The organism is Paenarthrobacter sp. FR1 (assembly GCF_051106045.1).
GTDB lineage: Bacteria > Actinomycetota > Actinomycetes > Actinomycetales > Micrococcaceae > Arthrobacter > Arthrobacter nitroguajacolicus_A.
This window is the reverse complement of sequence record NZ_JBPFSF010000010.1, coordinates 83,697-103,574: the sequence shown is the minus strand read 5'-3', so window position 1 is coordinate 103,574 and position 19,878 is coordinate 83,697. Positions and strand designations below refer to the sequence as shown.

Annotated in this window: 19 protein-coding genes; 7 read left to right on the top strand and 12 right to left on the bottom strand. The window is 59.7% G+C overall.

Going from position 1 to position 19,878, the window contains the following annotated elements:
- Nucleotides 1–31: 31 nt before the first annotated feature.
- The 3 genes from ACR30Z_RS18145 to ACR30Z_RS18135 all read left to right on the top strand — a co-directional run bounded on the left by ACR30Z_RS18145 (nucleotide 32) and on the right by ACR30Z_RS18135 (nucleotide 2,260).
- Nucleotides 32–925, top strand: a complete 894-nt coding sequence (locus ACR30Z_RS18145) for a LysR substrate-binding domain-containing protein (protein WP_434374013.1) — start codon at nucleotides 32–34, stop codon at nucleotides 923–925.
- A 99-nt stretch (nucleotides 926–1,024) separates the two neighbouring features.
- Complete coding sequence (locus ACR30Z_RS18140) at nucleotides 1,025–1,408, top strand: DUF1304 family protein (RefSeq protein ID WP_144649383.1); 384 nt, start codon at nucleotides 1,025–1,027, stop codon at nucleotides 1,406–1,408.
- Between the two features lie 78 nt (nucleotides 1,409–1,486).
- Entirely contained in the window at nucleotides 1,487–2,260 is a 774-nt protein-coding gene (locus ACR30Z_RS18135; RefSeq protein WP_434374011.1) for an SAM-dependent methyltransferase, read from the top strand.
- 584 nt (nucleotides 2,261–2,844) lie between these two features.
- Here ACR30Z_RS18135 and ACR30Z_RS18130 read toward each other — a convergent pair.
- The 3 genes from ACR30Z_RS18130 to ACR30Z_RS18120 all read right to left on the bottom strand — a co-directional run bounded on the left by ACR30Z_RS18130 (nucleotide 2,845) and on the right by ACR30Z_RS18120 (nucleotide 4,273).
- Nucleotides 2,845–3,297 (bottom strand): hypothetical protein, encoded by a 453-nt coding sequence (locus tag ACR30Z_RS18130; RefSeq protein ID WP_244296624.1) that lies wholly within the window; start codon nucleotides 3,295–3,297, stop codon nucleotides 2,845–2,847.
- An 82-nt stretch (nucleotides 3,298–3,379) separates the two neighbouring features.
- On the bottom strand, nucleotides 3,380–3,763 hold the full coding sequence (locus tag ACR30Z_RS18125; RefSeq protein WP_434374009.1) for a hypothetical protein: 384 nt from the start codon (nucleotides 3,761–3,763) through the stop codon (nucleotides 3,380–3,382).
- A 96-nt stretch (nucleotides 3,764–3,859) separates the two neighbouring features.
- Nucleotides 3,860–4,273 (bottom strand): hypothetical protein, encoded by a 414-nt coding sequence (locus ACR30Z_RS18120; RefSeq protein ID WP_434374008.1) that lies wholly within the window; start codon nucleotides 4,271–4,273, stop codon nucleotides 3,860–3,862.
- A gap of 191 nt (nucleotides 4,274–4,464) precedes the next feature.
- On the opposite strand from ACR30Z_RS18120, the gene ACR30Z_RS18115 reads away from it, so the two are divergent.
- The gene (locus tag ACR30Z_RS18115; RefSeq protein WP_434374006.1) at nucleotides 4,465–5,187 is read left to right on the top strand and encodes a hypothetical protein; all 723 of its coding nucleotides are present in this window, start codon (nucleotides 4,465–4,467) and stop codon (nucleotides 5,185–5,187) included.
- A 49-nt stretch (nucleotides 5,188–5,236) separates the two neighbouring features.
- On the opposite strand, the gene ACR30Z_RS18110 is transcribed toward ACR30Z_RS18115, so the two are convergent.
- The 7 genes from ACR30Z_RS18110 to ACR30Z_RS18080 all read right to left on the bottom strand — a co-directional run bounded on the left by ACR30Z_RS18110 (nucleotide 5,237) and on the right by ACR30Z_RS18080 (nucleotide 12,681).
- Nucleotides 5,237–6,406: a Gfo/Idh/MocA family protein gene (locus ACR30Z_RS18110; RefSeq protein WP_434374004.1), complete on the bottom strand. Its 1,170-nt coding sequence runs from the start codon at nucleotides 6,404–6,406 to the stop codon at nucleotides 5,237–5,239.
- Between the two features lie 4 nt (nucleotides 6,407–6,410).
- Nucleotides 6,411–7,160 (bottom strand): ThuA domain-containing protein, encoded by a 750-nt coding sequence (locus ACR30Z_RS18105; RefSeq protein ID WP_434374002.1) that lies wholly within the window; start codon nucleotides 7,158–7,160, stop codon nucleotides 6,411–6,413.
- A gap of 1 nt (nucleotide 7,161) precedes the next feature.
- Nucleotides 7,162–8,265, bottom strand: a complete 1,104-nt coding sequence (locus ACR30Z_RS18100) for a Gfo/Idh/MocA family protein (RefSeq protein ID WP_434374000.1) — start codon at nucleotides 8,263–8,265, stop codon at nucleotides 7,162–7,164.
- A 63-nt stretch (nucleotides 8,266–8,328) separates the two neighbouring features.
- Nucleotides 8,329–9,231, bottom strand: coding sequence for a carbohydrate ABC transporter permease (locus ACR30Z_RS18095; RefSeq protein WP_064722757.1), 903 nt, complete (start codon nucleotides 9,229–9,231; stop codon nucleotides 8,329–8,331).
- Complete coding sequence (locus ACR30Z_RS18090) at nucleotides 9,228–10,169, bottom strand: carbohydrate ABC transporter permease (protein WP_434373998.1); 942 nt, start codon at nucleotides 10,167–10,169, stop codon at nucleotides 9,228–9,230. Before ACR30Z_RS18090 ends, ACR30Z_RS18095 begins: the two co-directional genes overlap by 4 nt.
- Nucleotides 10,170–10,171: 2 nt before the next feature.
- On the bottom strand, nucleotides 10,172–11,485 hold the full coding sequence (locus ACR30Z_RS18085) for an ABC transporter substrate-binding protein (RefSeq protein ID WP_434373996.1): 1,314 nt from the start codon (nucleotides 11,483–11,485) through the stop codon (nucleotides 10,172–10,174).
- Nucleotides 11,486–11,685: 200 nt separating this feature from the next.
- Entirely contained in the window at nucleotides 11,686–12,681 is a 996-nt protein-coding gene (locus tag ACR30Z_RS18080; RefSeq protein ID WP_434373994.1) for a LacI family DNA-binding transcriptional regulator, read from the bottom strand.
- Between the two features lie 345 nt (nucleotides 12,682–13,026).
- Here ACR30Z_RS18080 and ACR30Z_RS18075 point away from each other — a divergent pair, with 345 nt between their 5' ends.
- Nucleotides 13,027–13,533 carry a TIR domain-containing protein gene (locus tag ACR30Z_RS18075; RefSeq protein WP_434373992.1) on the top strand — a complete coding sequence of 169 codons (507 nt, stop codon included), beginning with the start codon at nucleotides 13,027–13,029 and terminating at the stop codon, nucleotides 13,531–13,533.
- The gene (locus tag ACR30Z_RS18070; RefSeq protein ID WP_434373990.1) at nucleotides 13,530–13,970 is read left to right on the top strand and encodes an HIT family protein; all 441 of its coding nucleotides are present in this window, start codon (nucleotides 13,530–13,532) and stop codon (nucleotides 13,968–13,970) included. The genes ACR30Z_RS18075 and ACR30Z_RS18070 overlap by 4 nt, the downstream gene beginning before the upstream one ends.
- Nucleotides 13,971–14,029: 59 nt before the next feature.
- Here ACR30Z_RS18070 and ACR30Z_RS18065 read toward each other — a convergent pair whose 3' ends face one another.
- On the bottom strand, nucleotides 14,030–14,494 hold the full coding sequence (locus tag ACR30Z_RS18065; RefSeq protein WP_434373989.1) for a hypothetical protein: 465 nt from the start codon (nucleotides 14,492–14,494) through the stop codon (nucleotides 14,030–14,032).
- 1,358 nt (nucleotides 14,495–15,852) lie between these two features.
- On the opposite strand from ACR30Z_RS18065, the gene ACR30Z_RS18060 reads away from it, so the two are divergent.
- Complete coding sequence (locus ACR30Z_RS18060; protein WP_434373988.1) at nucleotides 15,853–16,392, top strand: hypothetical protein; 540 nt, start codon at nucleotides 15,853–15,855, stop codon at nucleotides 16,390–16,392.
- Nucleotides 16,393–16,671: 279 nt separating this feature from the next.
- On the opposite strand, the gene ACR30Z_RS18055 is transcribed toward ACR30Z_RS18060, so the two are convergent.
- Nucleotides 16,672–19,566 (bottom strand): NACHT domain-containing protein, encoded by a 2,895-nt coding sequence (locus ACR30Z_RS18055; RefSeq protein ID WP_434373986.1) that lies wholly within the window; start codon nucleotides 19,564–19,566, stop codon nucleotides 16,672–16,674.
- Nucleotides 19,567–19,878 lie beyond the last annotated feature (312 nt).

The window sequence follows — 19,878 nt, the reverse complement described above, 5'->3', positions numbered from 1 at the left end:
TGCCTTGATACCAAACTGGTATGGTGCCTCGATGGACCTCCACCATCTGAAGTACTTTGTGGTGCTCTCCGAAGAGCTGCATTTCGGACGTGCCGCTCAGCGTTTGCACATGGCCCAGCCGCCGCTGTCGCAACGGATCAAGGACCTGGAGAAAGAGCTCGGAGTACAGCTGTTCCACCGCCGACGCACCGGAGTGGAGCTGTCCGAAGCAGGGGCTCTGCTGCTGGAGCACGCGCGCGGGGTGCTGGATCACGTAGCCATGGCGCAGGAATCGATGCGGCGGATCCGGCCAGGCGCTTCGGGCATCCTGCAGGTGGCCGTGCCGCCGGACACGAACCCGGTGGCATTGTCCACGATGGTGTCATTCTTTGCTGCGTCTGCGCCCGACGTTCTGCTGAACCTGCACGAGCTCACCACAGTTGAGCAGGTTGAACGACTGCGGGACGGCGAACTGGACGTTGCGGTGGTCCGTCACCCGTTGAGCAGCGTGGGTTTCGAGTCCGGAGCTCTGTACTCGCGGGCGCTCGGGGTGGTGCTGAACGCTTCACATCCGTTGGCTTCAATGGATGCCGTGCGGCTGGGCGACCTGGCCGGGAGCCCGTTGATCATCTTCCCGCGGCACATGGCGCCCACCTTGTATGACTCGTTCCTGCATACGTGTCGGGATGCCGGGTACTTGCCTGCGGCGATTGTGCACGCGCGGAACCAGCACTTCACGCACGGGCTGATCATGGCCGGCCGCGGAGTGCACTTCAACGAGGAGCCGTGGACGCCCCTGCCTTCGGGGATTGTGTGGCGACCGCTGGTTGGTGATCCGTTGGCGTGGCGGACCTCGGCGCTGTGGTTGAAGAGCCGACGGTCAGCGGAGACGGACGCGTTTGTGGCCGCTGTCGGGGCGGGGTTGGAAGCGGGTGGGCACGGGTAGTGGGCTGGGAATTGCAGTATCCCCTTGATGGCATCCGCGCCCGAAGCGTAACCTGCACGAAAGCAAGCTGTGATGGCAGGATTGGCCTAGGAGCACGGCATGAATGTGCTGAGTCAGATACTCGCCGGATCCACCGGTCTGGCGTTGATAAGCGTTGGCGTCCTGGAGATCTTCTTCCATGGCGATCAACGGTTTTACAGGATCTTCCTGATTCGACCTGAAGACGTGCGCGCAGTGCGGATGTGGGCGATGAATGTTGGCGCCTACAACATCACCTTCGGCCTGGGCATCGCAGTGGGCCTGTGGCTGGTGAACTTCTCAAGCACTCCCGCCAGCGGGTCGGCGATAATTATCTTCTGCTGCGCGTGCCACGTCTTCCTTGGTTTCTGGCTTTGGGTCACAGAGAAGCGCCTTCTGGTCAGCGCCATCGGCCAGGCGCTCTTTCCGGCGCTGGCTATCATTTTCTACGTTCTCCTTCACTAGTGGGGGCAGTAGCCGAATCCTCGTGGCGGCGTTCATGGTGGATAGGCGCCACAGCGACGCCCGTGAGAGCATCGTTGAGTGACCGACAGTACTTCGATTGAACTGCCGCCCCTCTACGAGTCCCTGACCTGGCTTACCCCCCTCTCCGAAGACCGCGCTGCGCACCTTGCGGCGTTCCTGTCCGAACCGGCGCCGGCTGAGGTTCTGGACATGGGATGCGGATGGGGTGAACTACTACTTCGGGTTTTGACGTCAGCCCCGCAGGCACGGGGACGCGGAGTAGACAGTGCTTCCGCGTCCATCGACCGAGCGAGGCAACAAGCATTGACTCGTGGGCTGCTCGACAGAGCGACGTTTGATTCGATGCCTGGGCTGGAAGCCCAGGTTCGGCCCGCAGACACTGTCATCTGCATCGGCGCGAGCCAGATCTGGGGGCCGCCGGTAGAGGACTCGCAGCCGCTTGACTATGCCGCAGCCCTGCGCGCCCTTCGAGCTCTGGTGCTTCCCGGCGGCCGACTCGTCTACGGCGAAGCGATCTGGTCAGCAACACCTCATCCGGCTGCCACCGCCCCTCTGGCCGGACGTGATGACGAGTTCTTAACACAAGATGCGTTACTCGAGCAGATCCGCGCCGCTGGTTTCGAGGTGGTGGACCACGACCAGGCAAGCCTTCAGGAGTGGGACGTCTTCGAGGCCGGGTATCGCGACAGGTTTACCCGTTGGCTAGAAGCAAATGATGCAGTCCATCCGGCCGCAGAGCAAGTCCGCCGACGATATGAGGAACAGCGCGCTGCATATGAAGGGGGCTACCGAGGCGTACTCAGGATGGCCTATTTCTGTCTCAGGGGATAGGAATCCACTGCGGCTCACCGTCAGCGGCCCTAGTCACCAGTGTCGGCTGACCGTTTCTGCAGAGCGGAGGAGAAGATGTGGGTGAAGTAGACGCCGTACTCGCTATCGTCCGAGAACTCGGGTAGGTCCAGGTTGCCGCTTGTCTCGAACTCTGACCATAGCTTTTCCCCAACAGACTCCCACGGCGTCGGACCGCACCCACAACACCAAGGGAATGACTTCGACATCCAGCCCAGGACAAACCGAACCGTAGTGTCAATCTCCTCCGCCGAAGTGAGGAAGGCAGCCAGCTCGGGGAACAAAGACGCGTCGTAGTCATAATCAGGTAGGCCGGTCAGAAAGTCCGGTTCACTGCAAGACCACCACTCGATAAACGCGAGCCTGAGTGCGGTTCCTTTGTCCGGAGGAAGGGAACGCCAGCGTTCAAGCAAAGCTTCACGCGATGCAGAGAGTGCTCCCGGGCGTTCCAACTCAATTGCTTCTCGCAATGACAAGGGCCGCTTATCGTTCACGTCGCGATTCTACGACATCTGTTTCGGCTCAGATTGGCGCCTCAGCAAATGGTGCGGCCGAAAGGGGATGCCTCAGCGCACGCTGGACCGAAGATCCGATTGCAAGTTCGCCCCGCTGACGGATCGAGTTCCCAGCCATCCGTGAAGTATGAGCACAAGTGCGGCACCTGACAACAACCCGTCAGCAATTCCGGCGGGCAAGAGGAAAATCATGAGCACGAGCGTGACTGCGCAGTTGACGAGTGAAAGCGCCAGGCCCCACAGGCGGCCCCTCCAGAGGGCAATGCCCCCAGTCACCCGGAGAGCAGCGAAGACTCCACTCATCGCCATCATGAGATAAAGGTTGTCCTGCAGGTATGGCAAGGCGAATATATGTGCGTTCCGGGTAATGACATCCTGTGTGACCCCTAGGCCCAGCAGCACTAAGAGTCCGATGAAGACTAGGCCCTCCATCAGGACACCCTGTGCGATAAGCAACCCTGCTGCACCGCGGAGCTCTCTGGTGGACCGTGATGGCTTTTGCACTGCAGGAGTCTATCAGTGCGCTATTCGCGTACTTCCGAAGCGCCGTGCCCGCCCAGCACGGAACGGGGTCCTCCGCGGGCCGCTAAGAAAGATCTAGCTGCACTTCGTACGGGACGACGACAACCTGAACATCGTCCTCATACAGGACGTCGCCCGGATCGCTTGAATAGACCGCCCTGCAGGGAACATCATGCCGGCGAACAAGATCGATATAGAACTCCATTTTGCTCAACAGGTGTGTGGCCGTTAGTTTGAACCACGCCTGTGCGCCCGGGGCTGCGTAGATCGACGCCTCAGGCGTTACGTAAGCCGCGTCGTAAAAATCGTTTGCCCTGCGCCAACGGCCCCAATCTTCGGGGCTGAGGCTGCCCTCCTTCGCCAATCGGTTCGCGAGGGCGAAGATCCCAAGGTGTCGCCCTTTCGCATCAGGCGTGCTCGATTGGTAGCGCACAAAGCGTTGTTCCATAACGCCTAGCCAACCAGCTGCGTTATCGGATCACAGGGATTGACGACGCGGGCGTCCTTATCAGACCTTCCGACTGCCGGACGGGTCGGGTCTCGACTAGCCGCCAGCCAGCCGCCCCTCCGGATGCTGCCGCAGGGACATCAAGGCGAGCGCGTACAGCAAGCCGCGGGCCACGCCGAACAACCAAGGGAAAGGCAGGTCGAAGCCTATCCAGAACACTGCTTCCACAGGCAGGAGGGTCAGCCCAAGAACCAGCCCGGACTTGCGCCCCCTCCATGCCAGCCAAGCCGCCCACGACGCAAGCAGCACTGCACCAAGGAACGCAATGAGCAGCGCCACGAAGGTCCAGCTTTGCAGGCCGTCCCATGGACCCGCGTACATCGGGAACAGGTCCATGAACATCGGCAGGTACCCGTTCTGTAGGAGGTGGATGCCGACTGGAATAGCTGGGATCCCGAATGCTGCAGCGTAGATCCACGTCAGCACGGCCGCTACACGCGCTTTCTGCATCGTCTTCCTCGTTTCGGCACGCCCGAAAATCCCGCACCCAGCGAAGCTGGATAGAACCAGTGTGGAGCAGAGCAGCCCACCGGCGGAAGCTTCCGGCATCGAAGCGGCGGCGCCCACATGTTAACGAACGATAGTGTTATCTCGGCTGGGGACCACCCAGCGGTAAAAGCAGACCCATTGGGGGAAATAGAGTGAAGAAGTTTGCGCTGCAGAGCGTCGGAATATCGGCGCTGGTGGTGATGGCACTGACCGGATGTGGTGGGTCAACCGGCTCCACTGATAGCGCTTCGCAAGAGGCTGCGGCGTCGCCCACGCCCACCGCTGCCAAGCAGTACACCAACGACGAGCTCGTTGAACTGGTCAAGCAGATCAAGCCTAAGTCCGGCAAGGAATTGACCGTTGCTTCCAGTGCGGAACTCGCCCAGGAGAATCCCATGAAGGCGCTCATGAGCATGTTCACCATCGAACCGGCTGAGTGCAAGGACCTTGCAACGCTGGGCGGAAGTGAGACCCTCGCCGGTTCAACCACGGCTGCCGGCGCCGACCTGGATGCTGAATCCGGGGTCATGACCATGGTGACACTGACGTCCGGGCTCGATAAGCAGAAGCTTCAGGACAGCATCGATAAGAACGGCGTCCAGGCAGAGAAGTGCGCCAAGATGACGCTGTCCATGTCCGGTCAATCGATGAACGTCTCCACTGAAAAGTTCGACGGCATCAACGCGGTCCCCGGAACGGTGGCCTACAAGACCGAAATGTCCACAGCCAGCGGCGCGGCACAAACCACGTACATGGCCTACGCCATCAAGGAGGGCGTGCTGATCTCCGCTACGGCGTCCGGCAAGGGCGCTGACGCCAACGGCGTGGCCACGACCAGCGACCTCATGGAGCAGGCCGCAGCACTGATCAAGTAGCAGCCCGCCCGATCAGGGCCGCGACCCTCAAGGGTCGCGGCCCTCGTCGTTAATTGACAGCAACTCGCTCCCGTACTTCCGTCACCGTGCTCCTGTTCCGCGCCGACTCTTCGACGGCGGCCAGGACCCGCTGGATCTGCAGCCCGTCATCGAACGACGGCGACGGCTCGCTTCCGTCGCGAACGGCAAGGAGGAAGTCGCGGACCTGGTGCGTGAACGTGTGCTCCCAACCGATGACGTGGCCCTGCGGCCACCACGCCGCAGCGTAAGGGTGCTCGGGCTCGTTGACCAGGATCCGCCGGAAGCCCTGCTCCCGCACGGGAACCGTAGCGTCCAGGAAACCGAGCTCGTTCAGGTTCTCCAGGTCGAACGTCAACGAACCCAAAGACCCGTAGATCTCTATCTTCAAAGAGTTCTTCTGTCCCGTAGCCACTCGTGACGCTTCTACGGAGGCACTCACGCCGCCGGTCAGGCCCAAAGTGGCCCACGCGGCGTCGTCGACTGTCACTTTCTCAAGCCCAGCGGCACCGGGGCGTTCGGTCACAAAGGTCCGCAGCGTTCCGGTCACCTCGGTGACGGTTTGGCCCGTGAGGTGCTGTACCTGATCGATGGCGTGGGAGGCAATGTCGCCCAGCGCCCCGGACCCGGCCGTCTCCTTGCGGAGCCGCCAGCTCATGGGGGTTTCGACGTCGGAAAGCCAGTCCTGCAGGTAGGCGGCACGGACGTGCCGCACGGTTCCAAGACGCCCTTCGGCAATCAGTTCGCGGGCCAATGCAAGTGCAGGAACGCGGCGGTAGTTGAAGCCGATCATCGATTGCACACCCCGGCCCCGCGCCGAAGCTGCGGCGGTAGCCATCAACTCGGCCTCTTCCAGAGTGTTGGCCAGCGGTTTCTCCACCAGCACATGCTTCCCGGCAGCCAGAGCTTCCAGAGCGATCTCCGCGTGCATCCAACCGGGCGCGCAGATGTCCACAATGTCGATGTCGTCCCGCGAAATCACGGAACGCCAGTCCGTGGCTGACCCGGCCCAACCGTACTTGGCAGCGGCCTCGCTCACCGCCAAAGCGTCCCGGCCAACCAGTACTTTCTGTTCGAAGGCCGGGACGTCGAAGAAGCTGGCCACGTTCCGCCACGCGTTCGAGTGGGCCTTGCCCATGAAGGCGTAACCGATGGCAGCCACGCCCAACGGACGGCCAGCGGGAGGAAGGGAAGTGCTCATCGTCCTACGCTTCCTCGAACCAGCCCCGCGAAGGGTTGGAAACCTCGGGTGGCTCCCGGAAGACGCCGGGCTGGGCCACCCAGCCGACACTGTTGGCGATGACCTTCTGGATCTGTGGCTGGTGGTACACCGGGTATTCCTGGTCGCCGGGGCTGAAGTAGAAGATCCGGCCCTTGCCGCGCGAGAACGTCACGCCGGAGCGGAACACCTCTCCCCCGGTAAACGAGCTGATGAAGATCAGGTCATCGGGCTCAGGGATGTCGAACAGCTCGCCGTACATCTCCTGCTGCGGAATGACGATCGGGCTCTCAATGCCGGCTGCGATCGGGTGCGACGGCTTGACCGTCCACACCAGCTCGCGTTCGCCCTCGTTGCGCCACTTCAGCGAGCAGGTGGTTCCCAGCAAGCGGGTGAAGATCTTGGCGAAGTGCCCGGAGTGGAGCACCACAAGTCCCATGCCACCCAAGACGTGTCGCTGCACGCGCTCCACCACTTCTTCAGCGACTTCCCCATGCGCAATGTGCCCCCACCACAGCAGCACGTCGGTCTGCTCCAGCACCTCTTCAGAAAGACCGTGCTCGGGATCGGCGAGTGTCGCCGTCGTGATTTCGGAGTCCGGGTAGAAGCCGCGCAGCCCGGCGGCGATGGCGCCGTGGATCCCTTCGGGGTACATCTCGCCGATGGTTGCGGGCTCGTTGCGGGCCTCGTGGACAGCTTCGTTCCAGACGACAATCTTCAATTTCGAATCAGACATTTCAGAGCACCACTTCACGTTGTTCAAGGGCGGATTTGTAGCAGGCATCGAGCACCAGGGCCCGGCTGAGGGCAAGGGAACCGTCGTGGCTTCCCCACACGGTTTCGCCGCCGCGCACAGCGGCGATGAAGTCGTCGACGACGGCCTGGTGGGCTCGCCCGGGTTCGGCCACCACCTCGAAGTCGGCGTTCTCACCGTCCTTTTCGGTGAAGACGTGGACGTCCGCTACCGGGTTCTCGGAGGCGCCCACCGAGCGCAAGTCCGCTCCGCCGTCGGTCCCGTAAACGGTGAAGTCCATAAGGTCCCGCTCGTCGCGGTACGTGGCCCACCCGGCTTCCAGGATCAGGGTTCCGCCGCCTTCCAGCCGGATGAACGCGGAGGCGAAGTCTTCCACTTCAAACTTGTGGCTGGAGTTCGACGCCGTATACCTCGCGTTGCCGCCGAGGCCGCGCGGGCCGAGTTCGGAATGGGTCGACGCCGAGACGGCCAGCACCTTGGGCTCGCCAAGGAGGTGCAGCGAGTAGTCCAGGACGTGCACGCCGATGTCGGCAAGCGGTCCGCCGCCGGCGAGTTCGGGGTTGGTGAACCAGCTGCCCAGCATCGGAATGCCCTGCCTGCGGAGCCACGACGCCTTGGCATAGTACGGGCGGCCCAGCGTGCCGGCGTCGATCACTTCCTTGAGTGCCTGGATGTCGCCGCGGCGGCGGTGGTTGAACGCGACGTCCAGGACGCGTCCTGCCTTGCGGGCGGCGTCCACCATCTGTTGACCCTCGACGGCGTTACGCGCCAACGGCTTTTCGCTCAGCACATGCAGGCCCCGCTCGAGCGAGGCAATGGCGATGGGTGCGTGCAGGAACGTCGGCACGGCGACGCTGACGGCGTCGAGGCCTTCCAGCTCGATCATGTCCTCCCACCGGGCGAACGCGTGCGGAATGCTGTACTCCCCCTTCAGCTGGGCAAGGAGGTCAGCCTCCATGCCCGCGACGGCGACGATCTCGACGCCGTCGATGTTGCTGTACGCCTTGAGGTGCTGCTGGCCGGCCCAACCGATGCCCACAACTCCCACCTTGAGGGTTGTGGCGGGGACCTGCTGCTGAATGCTCACGTTATTCCTTTTCTTTCTGGGTTTCTGGGAGTCAGTGGGTGGTTCTTGGATTTTGTGACGGGGTCAGCCCTTGACCGCGCCGGCTGTCATGCCGGAAACGATGCGTTTCTGGCACAGCAGCACGAGGATCACGAGCGGGACGGTGATGATCACCGATGCGGCGCTGATGGTGCCGAGGGGTTGGTCGAACTCGCTGGTGCCGCTGAAGAACGCAATCGCGACAGGCACGGGCCGGGCTTCGGGCGAGGTGGTCAGCGTGACGGCCAGGAGGAATTCGTTCCAGACCGAGATGAACACCAAGATCGCGGTGGTTGCGAGGCCGGGAACAGCGAGGGGCAAGATGACCTTGCGGAACGCGGTGAACGGCGTGGCGCCGTCCATGTACGCGGATTCCTCAAGCTCACGCGGGATCTCCTTGAAGAAGGACGTCAGCGTGTAGATCGCCAGCGGCAAGGCGAACGTCAGCTTCGGGATGATGAGGCCGAGCAACGTGTCGTACAGCCCGATCTCGCGCCAGATGGAGAACATCGGGGCCGCGATGGCGATGGCCGGGAACGTGGTAACCGAGAGGATCAGCGTCAGGATCATCGCCTTGCGGCGCATCTTCAATCGGGCCAGCGCATAGGCGGCGAAGGACGCGAACACCAGCGCCACTGTTGTAGTCACGACGGCGATAATCACCGAATTGCGCAAGGCCAAGAGGAACTCGGGGTTCTGGAAGACCACCAGATAGTTCTCCAGGGTCGGCTGGCTTGGGAAGAGCTCACCTTGGGACAGGCTCGCGCCCTTCTTAAGGGACGTGTTGACCAGCCAGTAGAACGGGATGAGCGAGAAGCCCATGACCGCCACCACGAACACCCACACCATGGGGTGCAGTTTCGCCTCGCCACGCAAGCGACGACGTTTCGGCGCCTTGGCGCGCGTGGCGAGTTCCGGCGTCGGGCGTTCTGCAGTCAGCGTGCTCATTGTTCCTCCTTCGCGACGTCGCGGATGTTGCCGCCGGCGAAGCGGACGTAGATGACCGAGACCACCATGACGGTGAGGAAGGTCAGGATGGACAGCGCCGAGCCTTCGCCCACCAGCCGGTTCTCGCGCAGCTGGGTGTAGGCGAGCATGGACATGGATTCGGTGCCGTTGGCGCCGCGGGTGAGGACGAACGGCAGGTCGAAGACGCGGAGGGCGTCCATGGTGCGGAAGATCGCGGCGAGGACGATCGCCGGACGCAACAGCGGCAGGGTGATGTTGACGAAGGTCTGCCATTTGCTGGCGCCGTCGAGTTCCGCGGCCTCGTACGTTTCGGCGGAGATGACCTGCAGGCCGGCCAAGATGATGAGCGCCGCGAAGGGCGTGGTCTTCCAGACGTCGGCCATGACGATCACGGCCATCGCGTAACCGTGCTCACCGAGCCAGACGACGTCGCCGCCCGGCAGCCCCAGTGCGGAGAGGACGTTGGTGACTAGGCCCATGTTGGGCTGGAACATCGTTTGCCAGGTGATGGCGCTGACCACGGTGATGATCGCGTACGGCAGCAGCACCACGGTGCGCAGGACGGCGCGGCCCTTGAACGCGAGGTTGAGCAGGAGCGCCATGGCCGTTCCGAGGACGAGTTCCAGGGTGACGGAGAGGCCCGCGAAGAGGAAGGTCTGGCCGAACGCAGCCCACCACTCCCGGCTTGCGAGGGCGTTGATGTAGTTTTCCAGGCCGACAAAACGGGACAGGCCGGCGGTGCGGACGCTGTACTGGTTCAGCGAGAGCCAGATCGCGTAGCCGATGGGGACTGCCGCCACCAGCGCCATGATGACCAGCGACGGCGCGGTCATGCGGAACGCGAGCTTGCGTTCGGCGCGGTCGCGACCGCTTGTCTTCGCTGGGCCGCGGCTTGGCGGGATTGTTCTGAGGGCCATGGCTAGAAGCTCGCCTTGGCGGTGGTGATTTCGTCAGCCATCTTCTTCACGGCTTCCTCGGTGGAGGCGGTGCCGGAGAGGACGGCGTAGACGTTCTTGTAGATCGCCTGGCTGATCTGCGGGTAGACCGGGGAGATCGGGCGCGGCTTGGCACCCTTCACCGAGGCGAGGAGTTCCGTGGCGAACGGCATCTTTTCTAGCACAGCCGCGTCAGAATAGGCGGCCTCGTTGACCGGGGCCTGCGAGTAGTCCATGGCCACGTGCTTCTGCCAGTCCGGCGTCGTGGCGAAGTTGATGAACGCGACAGCCCCGGCCTGGTTGGTGGAGTGGGCCGAGATTGCCAGGTTCCAACCGCCGAGCACGCCGGAGGCCTTGCCGCCTTCCCATGCCGGCAGCGGCGCGACCGCGAAGCTGGACGCCAGCGGTGTCGCGTTCAGCAGGCGGTACACGTGCGGCCAGTTGCGCTGGTACCCGAAGTCGCCGGACTCGTAGGCGAGGCGGGCCGGGTCTTCGTTGTAGGTGAGGACGGCGCGGTCTGCTGAGCCGTTCTTGAGTCCGTCGCTCATGAAGTTGAGGACGTCGCGGGTTTCCTTGGAGTCGATCGTGACGTCGCCCTGGTCGTTGAGGACTTCGCCGCCTGCGCTGTAAAGCATTTCGAGGAAGTTCACCGTGAGGCCCTCGTACTGCTTGCCTTGGTAGACGTAGCCGTTGCCGGGCGCCTTGGCGGCTTCGGCGTAGAGCTGCTGCCATGACTCGGGCTTGGCTACCTTGTCCTTCTGGTAGTAGATCAACCCGGCGTTGGTGAAGAACGGCGAGCCCCAGTACTTGTCCTGGTACTTGGTGGTTTCCACAGTGGAGGGAATGAGCCGGTCCTTGTTGGCCTCCACCAGTTTGGTCTGGTCCAGCAGCCAGCCCTGAGAGGCGAACTCGGAGGTCCAGATCACGTCCGTGACGAAGAGGTCGCACTCCGTGGACTTACCTTCGAGCCGCTGCACAATCTGCGTGCGCGCCTCATCAGTGGTGGCGCCGATCTCGGTGTACTTGGCCGTGACCTTGCCGTTCCCCTTCGTGAACGCCTCCGCCGTGCCCTTGTAGATACCGCTCGCGTCCTTGACGCCGCAGATGTTCACGTTGCCGCTGGCATTAGCGCCCGACGCCGGATCGGCAGCTGCCGCTTTTTCGGCACCTTGGGGTGCAGCTCCCCCGCCGCATGCGGTGAGGAGGAGGGCTGCGGCTATGGCGGTCGCGGCTCCGAGGCCCTTCGTCTTTCGGGTGGCTTTGTTCTGGAGCGGTGAAGCAGGTCGGTTCAAGTCCACAAGTGGCTCCTTCGGTGGCTGTGGGTGGGTGACGTTCAGTACGCGTTTTGGCTGTCCCGCGTGCTGAGGGTGGCTTCTTTGCCGGTGGTGCTTGTGGTTCGTGGAATCGATTCCAAATGTGTTCAAAAGAATCGGCCTTGAGGCCATGGAATCGATTCCAAAGTAGTGTGACAGGGACCACTGAGGGCTGTCAACCCTCTTTATTTTGTGGAGTCTCGGATGACGAGTTCGTGCGGGAGGAAGGTTCTTCCTTTGCGATGCGAGCCCTCGACGGTCATTCGCTCCAGGAGTTCGGCGAAAGCTACGCGGCCCATTTCGTAGGCTGGCTGGCGGACTGTGGTCAGCTCCGGGACGCACATTTCCGCTTGGGCCGAGTCATCGAAACCGGCTACGGCGATATCCCCTGGGACCTTTAGGCCCGCGTCAGTGAGTTCCCGGACGCACCCGGCAGCGACGATGTCGGTTCCGCAGAAGACGGCGTCGGGAAGGTCTTTTGCTTTGAGGAGCTTCCTTGCGAGGGCACGGCCGGAGTGGAAGCCGAAGTTGCCTTCGCCCAGCAGGATCTGGTCTGCTTCCAAGCCCGACTCAGTGAGTGCCTGCCGGAAGCCATCTTCACGCAGCCGGCCCGAACGGGCCCCCCTATGGGCAAGCATGGCCAGCTTCTTGGCGCCGGTGGTGATCAGGTGTTTGGTGATGTCGTAGGCGGCCTGGCGGTCATCGATGGACACCCCAAATGCCGCCTCGGCGTCGACGACCTCACAGACCTGGATGACGCTAAGTTGCTCGGCAACTGTGTTGACGTCCTCGTCCGGCATCGTTGGCGAGAAGATCACCAGCCCGTCCACGGACCCATTCCGCAGCATGTCCACGAGTTGTTGTTCGCGATCCAAGTCCCCGTCGGTGGCCGCGATGAGGCTGACGTAGCCGGAGTCCGCGGCAGCGTCGCCGACACCTCGGAAGACTTCACTGATCACCAACGAGTCCAGGTTCTTGGCGAGGGCCAGGACGCGCATTGTTCTGTCTCTCCGGAGATCCCTTGCAGAGGCGAGAGGCCGGTAGCTGAGCTCCGTTATGGCGGCGTTGACCTTCTCCTTGGCCGACGCACTTACAGCTAGGCTTCCGTTCAAGACGCGCGACACCGTCCCCACGGACACTCCCGCCGTCCTGGCGACGTCCTGAACTGTCGGCCGAGCCATTCGATTGTCCTTTCGCAAACAGTGACGATGGTCCTTGCCACCACATCGCCGCCGTGCCTTATCGGCGTTCCTCAGCTTAGCTGGCAGTGGACGCCAGCCCGATATGAGTACTACAAGATTCCCGGCGGGCGTCGACTGGGCGATTCTCCACTCCGCCGACTGGGTAGAAATCACCGTGGAACTTTCCGACCAGTCACACGGCATCGCCTGCGTCAGGAGCAACTTGCGGGAATACCCACGATTCATCCCGTGCCGTCGGTGGTCACTGTCTGATTGCATCGTAGGCTATGCATGTATCTAGGTGACCAGAAACTGTCCAGTGGAAAAATCAACCAAGGAGTACTAATGGCGCGATCATCGTTCGTAAGCTTTCACTACCAGCGCGATCACTGGCGGGTACAGCAGGTTCTAAAGATGGGCGCACTGGACCAGCAACTGGAGCTTCCTTCACAAGATTGGGAGGCAGTCAAGAGTCGGGGCGATACTGCCGTGAAGGCGTGGATCGATGAACAAATGAAGTACAAGCAAGCGGTCATTGTTCTAATAGGCAATGAGACCGCCTCCCGAAAGTTTGTAAAGTATGAAATCGAGCGCGCTTGGTCCATCAAAAAGCCCCTGCTAGGTATCCGTATTCACGGACTAAAGAATTCGTTGCAGGCCACTGACATGCCAGGTGCAAACCCTTTCGCTTCGTTCGGCTTCTCTGATAGCACGAGGACATACGCGGATTATGTACCCGTGTATGATCCCGCCGAATACACAGGCAAATATGCCCCATCAAGCTCCGACATCTACACCGCGATTCAAAGCAACATCGCTGACTGGGCGACGAACGGCTATAGACGGCCATGAGGTCTTCCTCATCTGAAGAGGAAAGTTGCGTTTTCTGCGATATCGCGCAGGGGCGCACACCAGCACGTGTCGTCTGGCGTAGCGAGGATGTCATCGCATTTCTGCCCGACATACCCGCTGTAGTTGGTCATGTTCTCGTCATCCCCACGCGGCACGCTCGCGACATATGGGACGTCGATCGCGGGATGGGGCGGAATCTCGCCGAGGCGACACGTCTAGTGGCGTCGGGAGTCGCAAAAATGGCCGGCACGCGAGAATTGAACATCATTCAATCGAACGGAGCCGCCGCTGGTCAGACTGTATTCCACCTACATATCCATATTGTTCCCAGGGCAACCGGGGATCGAATTCCCCAGATGTGGCCACCCGACGCCGTTTGGTCGCAAGACAACCTAGATGAGATCGCCGCTGAACTTCGTGGTGCATTGGCACAGTAGGAGGCAATGACCTCCACTTACCCACGGTCGCTCCTCAGTTGGTCAATGCGGATTAGTGGTCACCAGTTGAGCAAGTGAGGCTGCACGCGAGCCGCAGAGACGCTGAATGCCATCACCGCCCAAACCAGCAAGCTAACACCGACAATTGATCCATAAAACCAGAAAAGGCTGACCGACCAGAATATTTTCCAGGACTGCTTTTCTGCGTAAGGCCCGGGCTTGATTTTGAATCCCACAAGATTCTGAGCTGCAATATCGTCGAACATTTCGCGAAATGCGCGTTCCTGACGAAGGAAGTACGTATCCTGTATCCAAAACACCAGGGCGGGCAGCGCTGCGACGAGGGCCAGAAGAGGCTTGTTTCCTGACACGGCAAATCCCAACAGGCCAGAGGACACCGTCAAGGCCCACCCCTTCATAAGAAATGAATTGCCAGCCAGTCGGTTGATCACCGCTTGGACGTAGTCCATGTGCTTGTGATGGTCCAGTTGCTGTACGGGCTTCCCGTTCGTCTCCTCAGTCACGACGACACCAAGTTAACGAATCGCCCCTGACCGGTAGCGAATGAGCTCAGAGGTTCACCTTGACGTCCCGAAGGGCGCACGGCATATGGGCGCGTAAGGCCACCACCGACCCCGACTTTCTCGATGGCCTTGTACAGCCCCAAGTACTCCTGTCCACCTAGGGCGCTTTGCCCACGGTCCTCGATGGGCATTAGCGATATCCTGGAATCACCTCGGAAGCCATCAAAGTATCCTAGCTCCCACGGCATCCATCGTGACCGACTAGCAGCCCTGGAGGTCGCGTACACCAAAGAGGTGGACTGTTGCATCCTCTCGCGTAGCCGCGCAGCCGTCGACGGCGAAACATGAGATCGTTCCAACTCTGGATCATCAATCCAATCGACGTAGACACGCAGGCCCTGATCAGCGAACAGTTTTCGGAGCCCGAATATCGCCTGAGCATCTTGGAAGCTATGACTTAGGAAGACGTCAAACGTCTGGTTGGCGGACTTGGTAAATTGCCTCAGTTGCTCTCGAGCTGCCGACGCAGTCAGCCCTCCCGAGTAAGCACGCAATTCATCGACGGAGTAGTAACTGGCCACCCTGCATTCCCTTCTCTTGCCCTCAATCTAACAAACCGCGGATGAAACGACTGCAAAAGGAACTGTGAAGGAGACCGGGCCCCTTCAAAACGGACGCATGATAGGGCATTTTGACTCCAGCACCATCAAAGGTCCAGGGTTGCGATGAGGCGGCCGAGCTTCCTGAACACGGCTGCGCTGGCTATCTTCGCCAGCTCACGGTCACGGGCGTCTCGGCAATTGTTCCCTGGCGAGACGCGGATTTGTGCGGCTTGAGGCCAATGGGGCCCTCCTTGCCTATTTGCCGTACGAAACCTCCGCTGAGTTAGCGAAAATCACCGATGGCACAATCTGTCCTAGAAACACAATCTTGTAAATCAATATTAGGGTCCCATTGGGTGCGTCGACGGGCGACAACATCGATGACTGGTTTCGAAACGGGGATTTTCTTTGTCGAGCTGCCGACCGCCACCTGGCGGAGGAGCAACAGCCCGGTGCAACGACAGGTCACCCTTGCACTCGGCAGCGTAACCGTCTTGTAACGGTGAGCCCAAAGGGCAAACCAACGAAGGGTCACCCCCCACAAGTAAAAACCCCTCTGGAAACGGGAAGCTTCCATCCCCCAACCAATCGTGGAAATTATCGGCCCGTTACCCACTGCAGAACTGTTCCGGCCCAGCTGACGAACATGCCCTAAACTCGTCTCCGAGCCAGAGCCGACCAAACGTGTTCCGCGTAACCGCCCCACCTTCGCCGTGTGCTGTCTCCTACTCTGCTCGAAACACAGGAAGAAACCTCATGAAGAAACTCCAGACGCTCCTCGTTGCGACCGCATTCGCACTCTCAGGCTGTGGCGCAGGAACCGCGATCTCACTTGAGGCGTCACCAAGTACGCCGCCGACCTTCACGCCGACATCAGTCCCCACAGTGCTTACCACCGAAGAAGCAGGAAAGGCCTACTTGGCGGCTGTATGCCCCAGCAACATCCAAGCCCACAAGACCTCCGAAGTCGTCCAAGCAGAGCCATTCGACTTGCAGGCATCGAAAACTGCAACGGCGGCACTTCGAGATACCTACCGGGCGACTATCGAAAAGCTGACGAATGACAAGACCCTATGGCCCGGGACAGTCAAAGCCGACATTGAAGCGCTCACAGAGTTGATGTACGACGACTTAAGCGGCACCGAAAACGTAGCAAAACAAAAGACACAAACGGACTTCACATCCTCGTGGAACAGCTGGACGTCGAGCATGGCAGACCGTCCCGGAACGGCCCAGAAAATCCGGTTGAAACTTGGGCTGTCAGCCGACACGGCCTCGAGTTGCGCCAGCCCTTAAAAACCGGCGTGCTCAAAGTCAGGAGCGCTGTTGCGTGAACGGCGCAAGTGGCAAAACTCCTTTGACGACAGAGTCGGCGGCCAGACGAAGAACTCATGGAGCAGGAATAATCGGGAACCTCTAGCTCTAGCACGAGTAGGCGATGAGCAGCCGCTCCCGCCACGTGGGATACGAACCAAAAGCGACGGGCGTGTCTACGAGACGGTTGACTATCCGCCGCGGGCTGCCCCGAGGAAGCTCGCCCGTGCGAGGCGACTCGGGTGCTCGCCGCCGATCCAGCTACTCAATAACTTGCTTCTCCTTGGGCGGGTTTCGTATGAGACTAAAATCATCGGATACCCAGGCTTGCACCAAACCAAGAGCCGACGGAAAATCCGAAAATAGCAACAGAGTTTCCGCGTTTAGAAAAAGCACTTGCTCATTACTTTGTCTTTGCGAAATAATCTCTTCAAATTCTCGATACATCATTCGTGAGGTTTTCACATCTGCGATCTCCAGCAAGGGTAGCGCAAGCAATATTCGAACAGCATCCTCTATCGCGTGCCTGCCGCGCGTTTTCAGTAAAATTGAAGCCGTACTCCTATAATCATTTTTCCAACGCATCCAAGGTCCTGGACGTTCCGGAAGCACAGACAAGATTTCCTGAGCAATCTGCCTTGAGCGTTCAGGATTTACGGGACCAGAGAGGCCTTCAAAACCACCATGAGTAGCACGACTTAGAAATCTGTATACAAAAGGAGGTCGGTCCCTTAACCGGTCAATAGTAAAATCGTATAAGCTCTTGATACCATGACGCTTCAACAACTGGGATAGATCGATAACTCCACGTTCATACTCAAGAACAGCGGTCCAATAGTACTTCTTTCTAGCCTTCTCGAGAACATGCCTATACACAATTGTATTTTCAGCTACCCATGCACGCCAGAAGTCATTGACCGCCCGATGTTCGAGAAAGACTAGCGCAAGCAGCCTCTCGTCTAGAGAATTATCTGCAAATCTCGCGGTGAAGCTTTCGCGCATCGCGGCCGCAACGCGAGGTGCATTCTCGGGAGAACAACGCATAAGGAATTCAACGGGGTCGAGATATTCTAAGTAACTCATTGGCTTCGTATTGTCGCGAAGTCGTACAGCATGATCGCAGATCGCCTTGAGAACGTCTGGTCGAGGTACAACGAAATGCAGGGCGCGCGCGGCGAAGGAGATACTATTTATATCTGCGGGCTCCGATCCGGATGCATCCCTAACTACAAGGTCCAAAAAGTCATCAGCGCCGTCCTCCGTATTACGTCCAAGGATTTGCAGGGCTAGCTGAGCAACGACGTCGGACTTTCCATTCCGGACGTCATCCTTGAGTCGCGCATAGAGCGCGTCAGCAGAGGTATTAAGCCGCACAAGCTGACTTGCCGCAAAGTATTCGAGAAAAGTTCGATGGGTAAAACCGTACGTTTCCGCGCCAACATCCGTCAGCACCCAGGCGCGACCCTTGCAAAAGTCCAGAAACTTTATCGCGGCCGTCTCAGCGTCCTCATCATTGTCAAATCTTTTCTCGCGTAGGTACCTACTCAAGAATGATGTCAATTCACGCCTACCAATCCCCTCACTATGGGGAGTCTCATCGTCATCGATCTCTGATGCATTTGCAGACTCTGCCTCAAAGATATGAAGGGCCAGAGCCCGCAGTGCAGATTGTACATGAGCATCGAAGGACAGATCAGGAATGATTCCACGCTGCTTATCCCACCGTTCAAAGAGAAGAAGAGCACACTTCTCATAGACGTCAGGTCGATTCCTCGGAATATAATTTTCACTGGCATAAATCCCGCACATAAGCGATAACATGAGTGGATTGACTCGAAGATCGGAAACGAACTGGCTATCGACCATGAACGAGCGTGCCAACTGTCCCCTCTGGGACGATTCAACGCCTTCATCGAGCGCAAACCATCTTTGAACATATGCCTTAACCTGCGAGCCGTTGAACTCACTTAAATTGGCGTGAGTGAATAGGGAGGCATTTAGTGCCGCTTCGGCGTAACCGACGCGTCGAGATGTAACCAGCATTGGGCAGGTCGGGTATAGATGTGCGAATCCTTCAACGGCCTGAACGACATCTCTCCGCAATGAGACGTCCAGTAGTTCATCAAGCCCGTCGAGCAACACAACAGCACGGTTATTCAGCAAGAGATACTCGATGGCATCTTTAGGAGCCTCAATATTATACGGAGACTTACATACGCCTTCCAAGTATTCGATAAGTGTCTGGCGCGATTGACCTCGGACCGAGGCCGCATAATCCCGAAGTTCAAGGTAAAAGGGGACCCGTCCTTGCAACCCCTCCACGCGATCTGCGGCTATGTCGAACATCAACTTTCGGGTGAGAGTCGACTTTCCGCCGCCCGGGTCTCCAAGTATGACCGACCGCAATGACCCTATGACCAGAGCATGGACTTCGATTCCTGCATCCGTCTGTCCAGTGAGGTCTACGTCTATGCCTTCAACTGCAACGTAGGGATCAACGAACAGTTGGTCATAAGGAACCTGGCGTGTTGTCCCAGCGTGTGGCAAGCGCATCATCCCGTGGACACCAGCGATCTGCCCCTTGAGCGCTACCTCGAACCCGTGGATGTCCTCAATATTCCCAAGACCCTGAAGCAGCTCAGTGTTCCGCACACTCGCTGCGGCCATGCTGCCAACCGTTGCTATCAATTCCGCTTCAAGAGTGGGTGCTACTTTTCCGCGCCCATTCAACGGTGCTATACATTTGGTCACACATTCGAACAGCGCTTCCCAAACTGCTTTGACTACCAGATCATCGATGGGGTCCCCCATCCATAACCTCATCGCGGCAGCGAATTCCTCTTTAAGTGTCAGAAGTAATTTATCGGCCCCCTTGCCTGCACCTTCGATTAGTGAAGCACTGGACAGCGCGGTGGCAAACTTCTCAATCTCAAGAGACTGACAGAAATCGGCTAGAACCAGGGCCTGCTCGTGCTTCAGTTCCGACAGTGCCTCCAACTGAGCAGCCCGGGCCTTACTGTGGACCAACGACCGAATCGTCCGACGTCGGCGTTCCTCCAGAAAAGCTTTCGCCCCCCAACTGGCCACCTTCGCAACGCCTGCCCCGGCGGCCTTAGCCAAGGACGGGCCAATCAAAGCCGCGACTGCAACACTCACGTTTCCTCCTAGGTCCGCGCTCCGGAGCAATTCTATGGCGTCACCATGATCTCGGCGGGAGACGTGGCCGGGGTTCTTACTCTGCTGTAGCGCTTCAATCCCGCAGGGCGGCGAGTCGATATACACCAACTTGCGCCACTTGGTATCCCAAACCCCTGCCTCCCACCCGCCCCTTGACTCAGACCCCCGCCTTCCCTAAACTTTTCATAAAGCAGAATCTAAATTCCACAAAGCGGAAACTGAGGCCAAGCACCAAGGCAACAGCCAAGCAACCCGGAAGATAGATCAAAGCCCCTCCTCGGAAGGACCTAC

Bases quoted from the DNA above. Each gene is read 5' to 3' on its own strand.
- ACR30Z_RS18080 (WP_434373994.1), bottom strand. From the start codon at position 12,681: ATGGCTCGGCCGACAGTTCAGGACGTCGCCAGGACGGCGGGAGTGTCC.
- ACR30Z_RS18070 (WP_434373990.1), top strand. From the start codon at position 13,530: ATGAGGTCTTCCTCATCTGAAGAGGAAAGTTGCGTTTTCTGCGATATC.
- ACR30Z_RS18090 (WP_434373998.1), bottom strand. From the start codon at position 10,169: ATGGCCCTCAGAACAATCCCGCCAAGCCGCGGCCCAGCGAAGACAAGC.
- ACR30Z_RS18140 (WP_144649383.1), top strand. From the start codon at position 1,025: ATGAATGTGCTGAGTCAGATACTCGCCGGATCCACCGGTCTGGCGTTG.
- ACR30Z_RS18125 (WP_434374009.1), bottom strand. From the start codon at position 3,763: ATGGAACAACGCTTTGTGCGCTACCAATCGAGCACGCCTGATGCGAAA.
- ACR30Z_RS18060 (WP_434373988.1), top strand. From the start codon at position 15,853: ATGAAGAAACTCCAGACGCTCCTCGTTGCGACCGCATTCGCACTCTCA.
- ACR30Z_RS18095 (WP_064722757.1), bottom strand. From the start codon at position 9,231: ATGAGCACGCTGACTGCAGAACGCCCGACGCCGGAACTCGCCACGCGC.
- ACR30Z_RS18075 (WP_434373992.1), top strand. From the start codon at position 13,027: ATGGCGCGATCATCGTTCGTAAGCTTTCACTACCAGCGCGATCACTGG.
- ACR30Z_RS18110 (WP_434374004.1), bottom strand. From the start codon at position 6,406: ATGAGCACTTCCCTTCCTCCCGCTGGCCGTCCGTTGGGCGTGGCTGCC.
- ACR30Z_RS18105 (WP_434374002.1), bottom strand. From the start codon at position 7,160: ATGTCTGATTCGAAATTGAAGATTGTCGTCTGGAACGAAGCTGTCCAC.
- ACR30Z_RS18145 (WP_434374013.1), top strand. From the start codon at position 32: ATGGACCTCCACCATCTGAAGTACTTTGTGGTGCTCTCCGAAGAGCTG.
- ACR30Z_RS18120 (WP_434374008.1), bottom strand. From the start codon at position 4,273: ATGCAGAAAGCGCGTGTAGCGGCCGTGCTGACGTGGATCTACGCTGCA.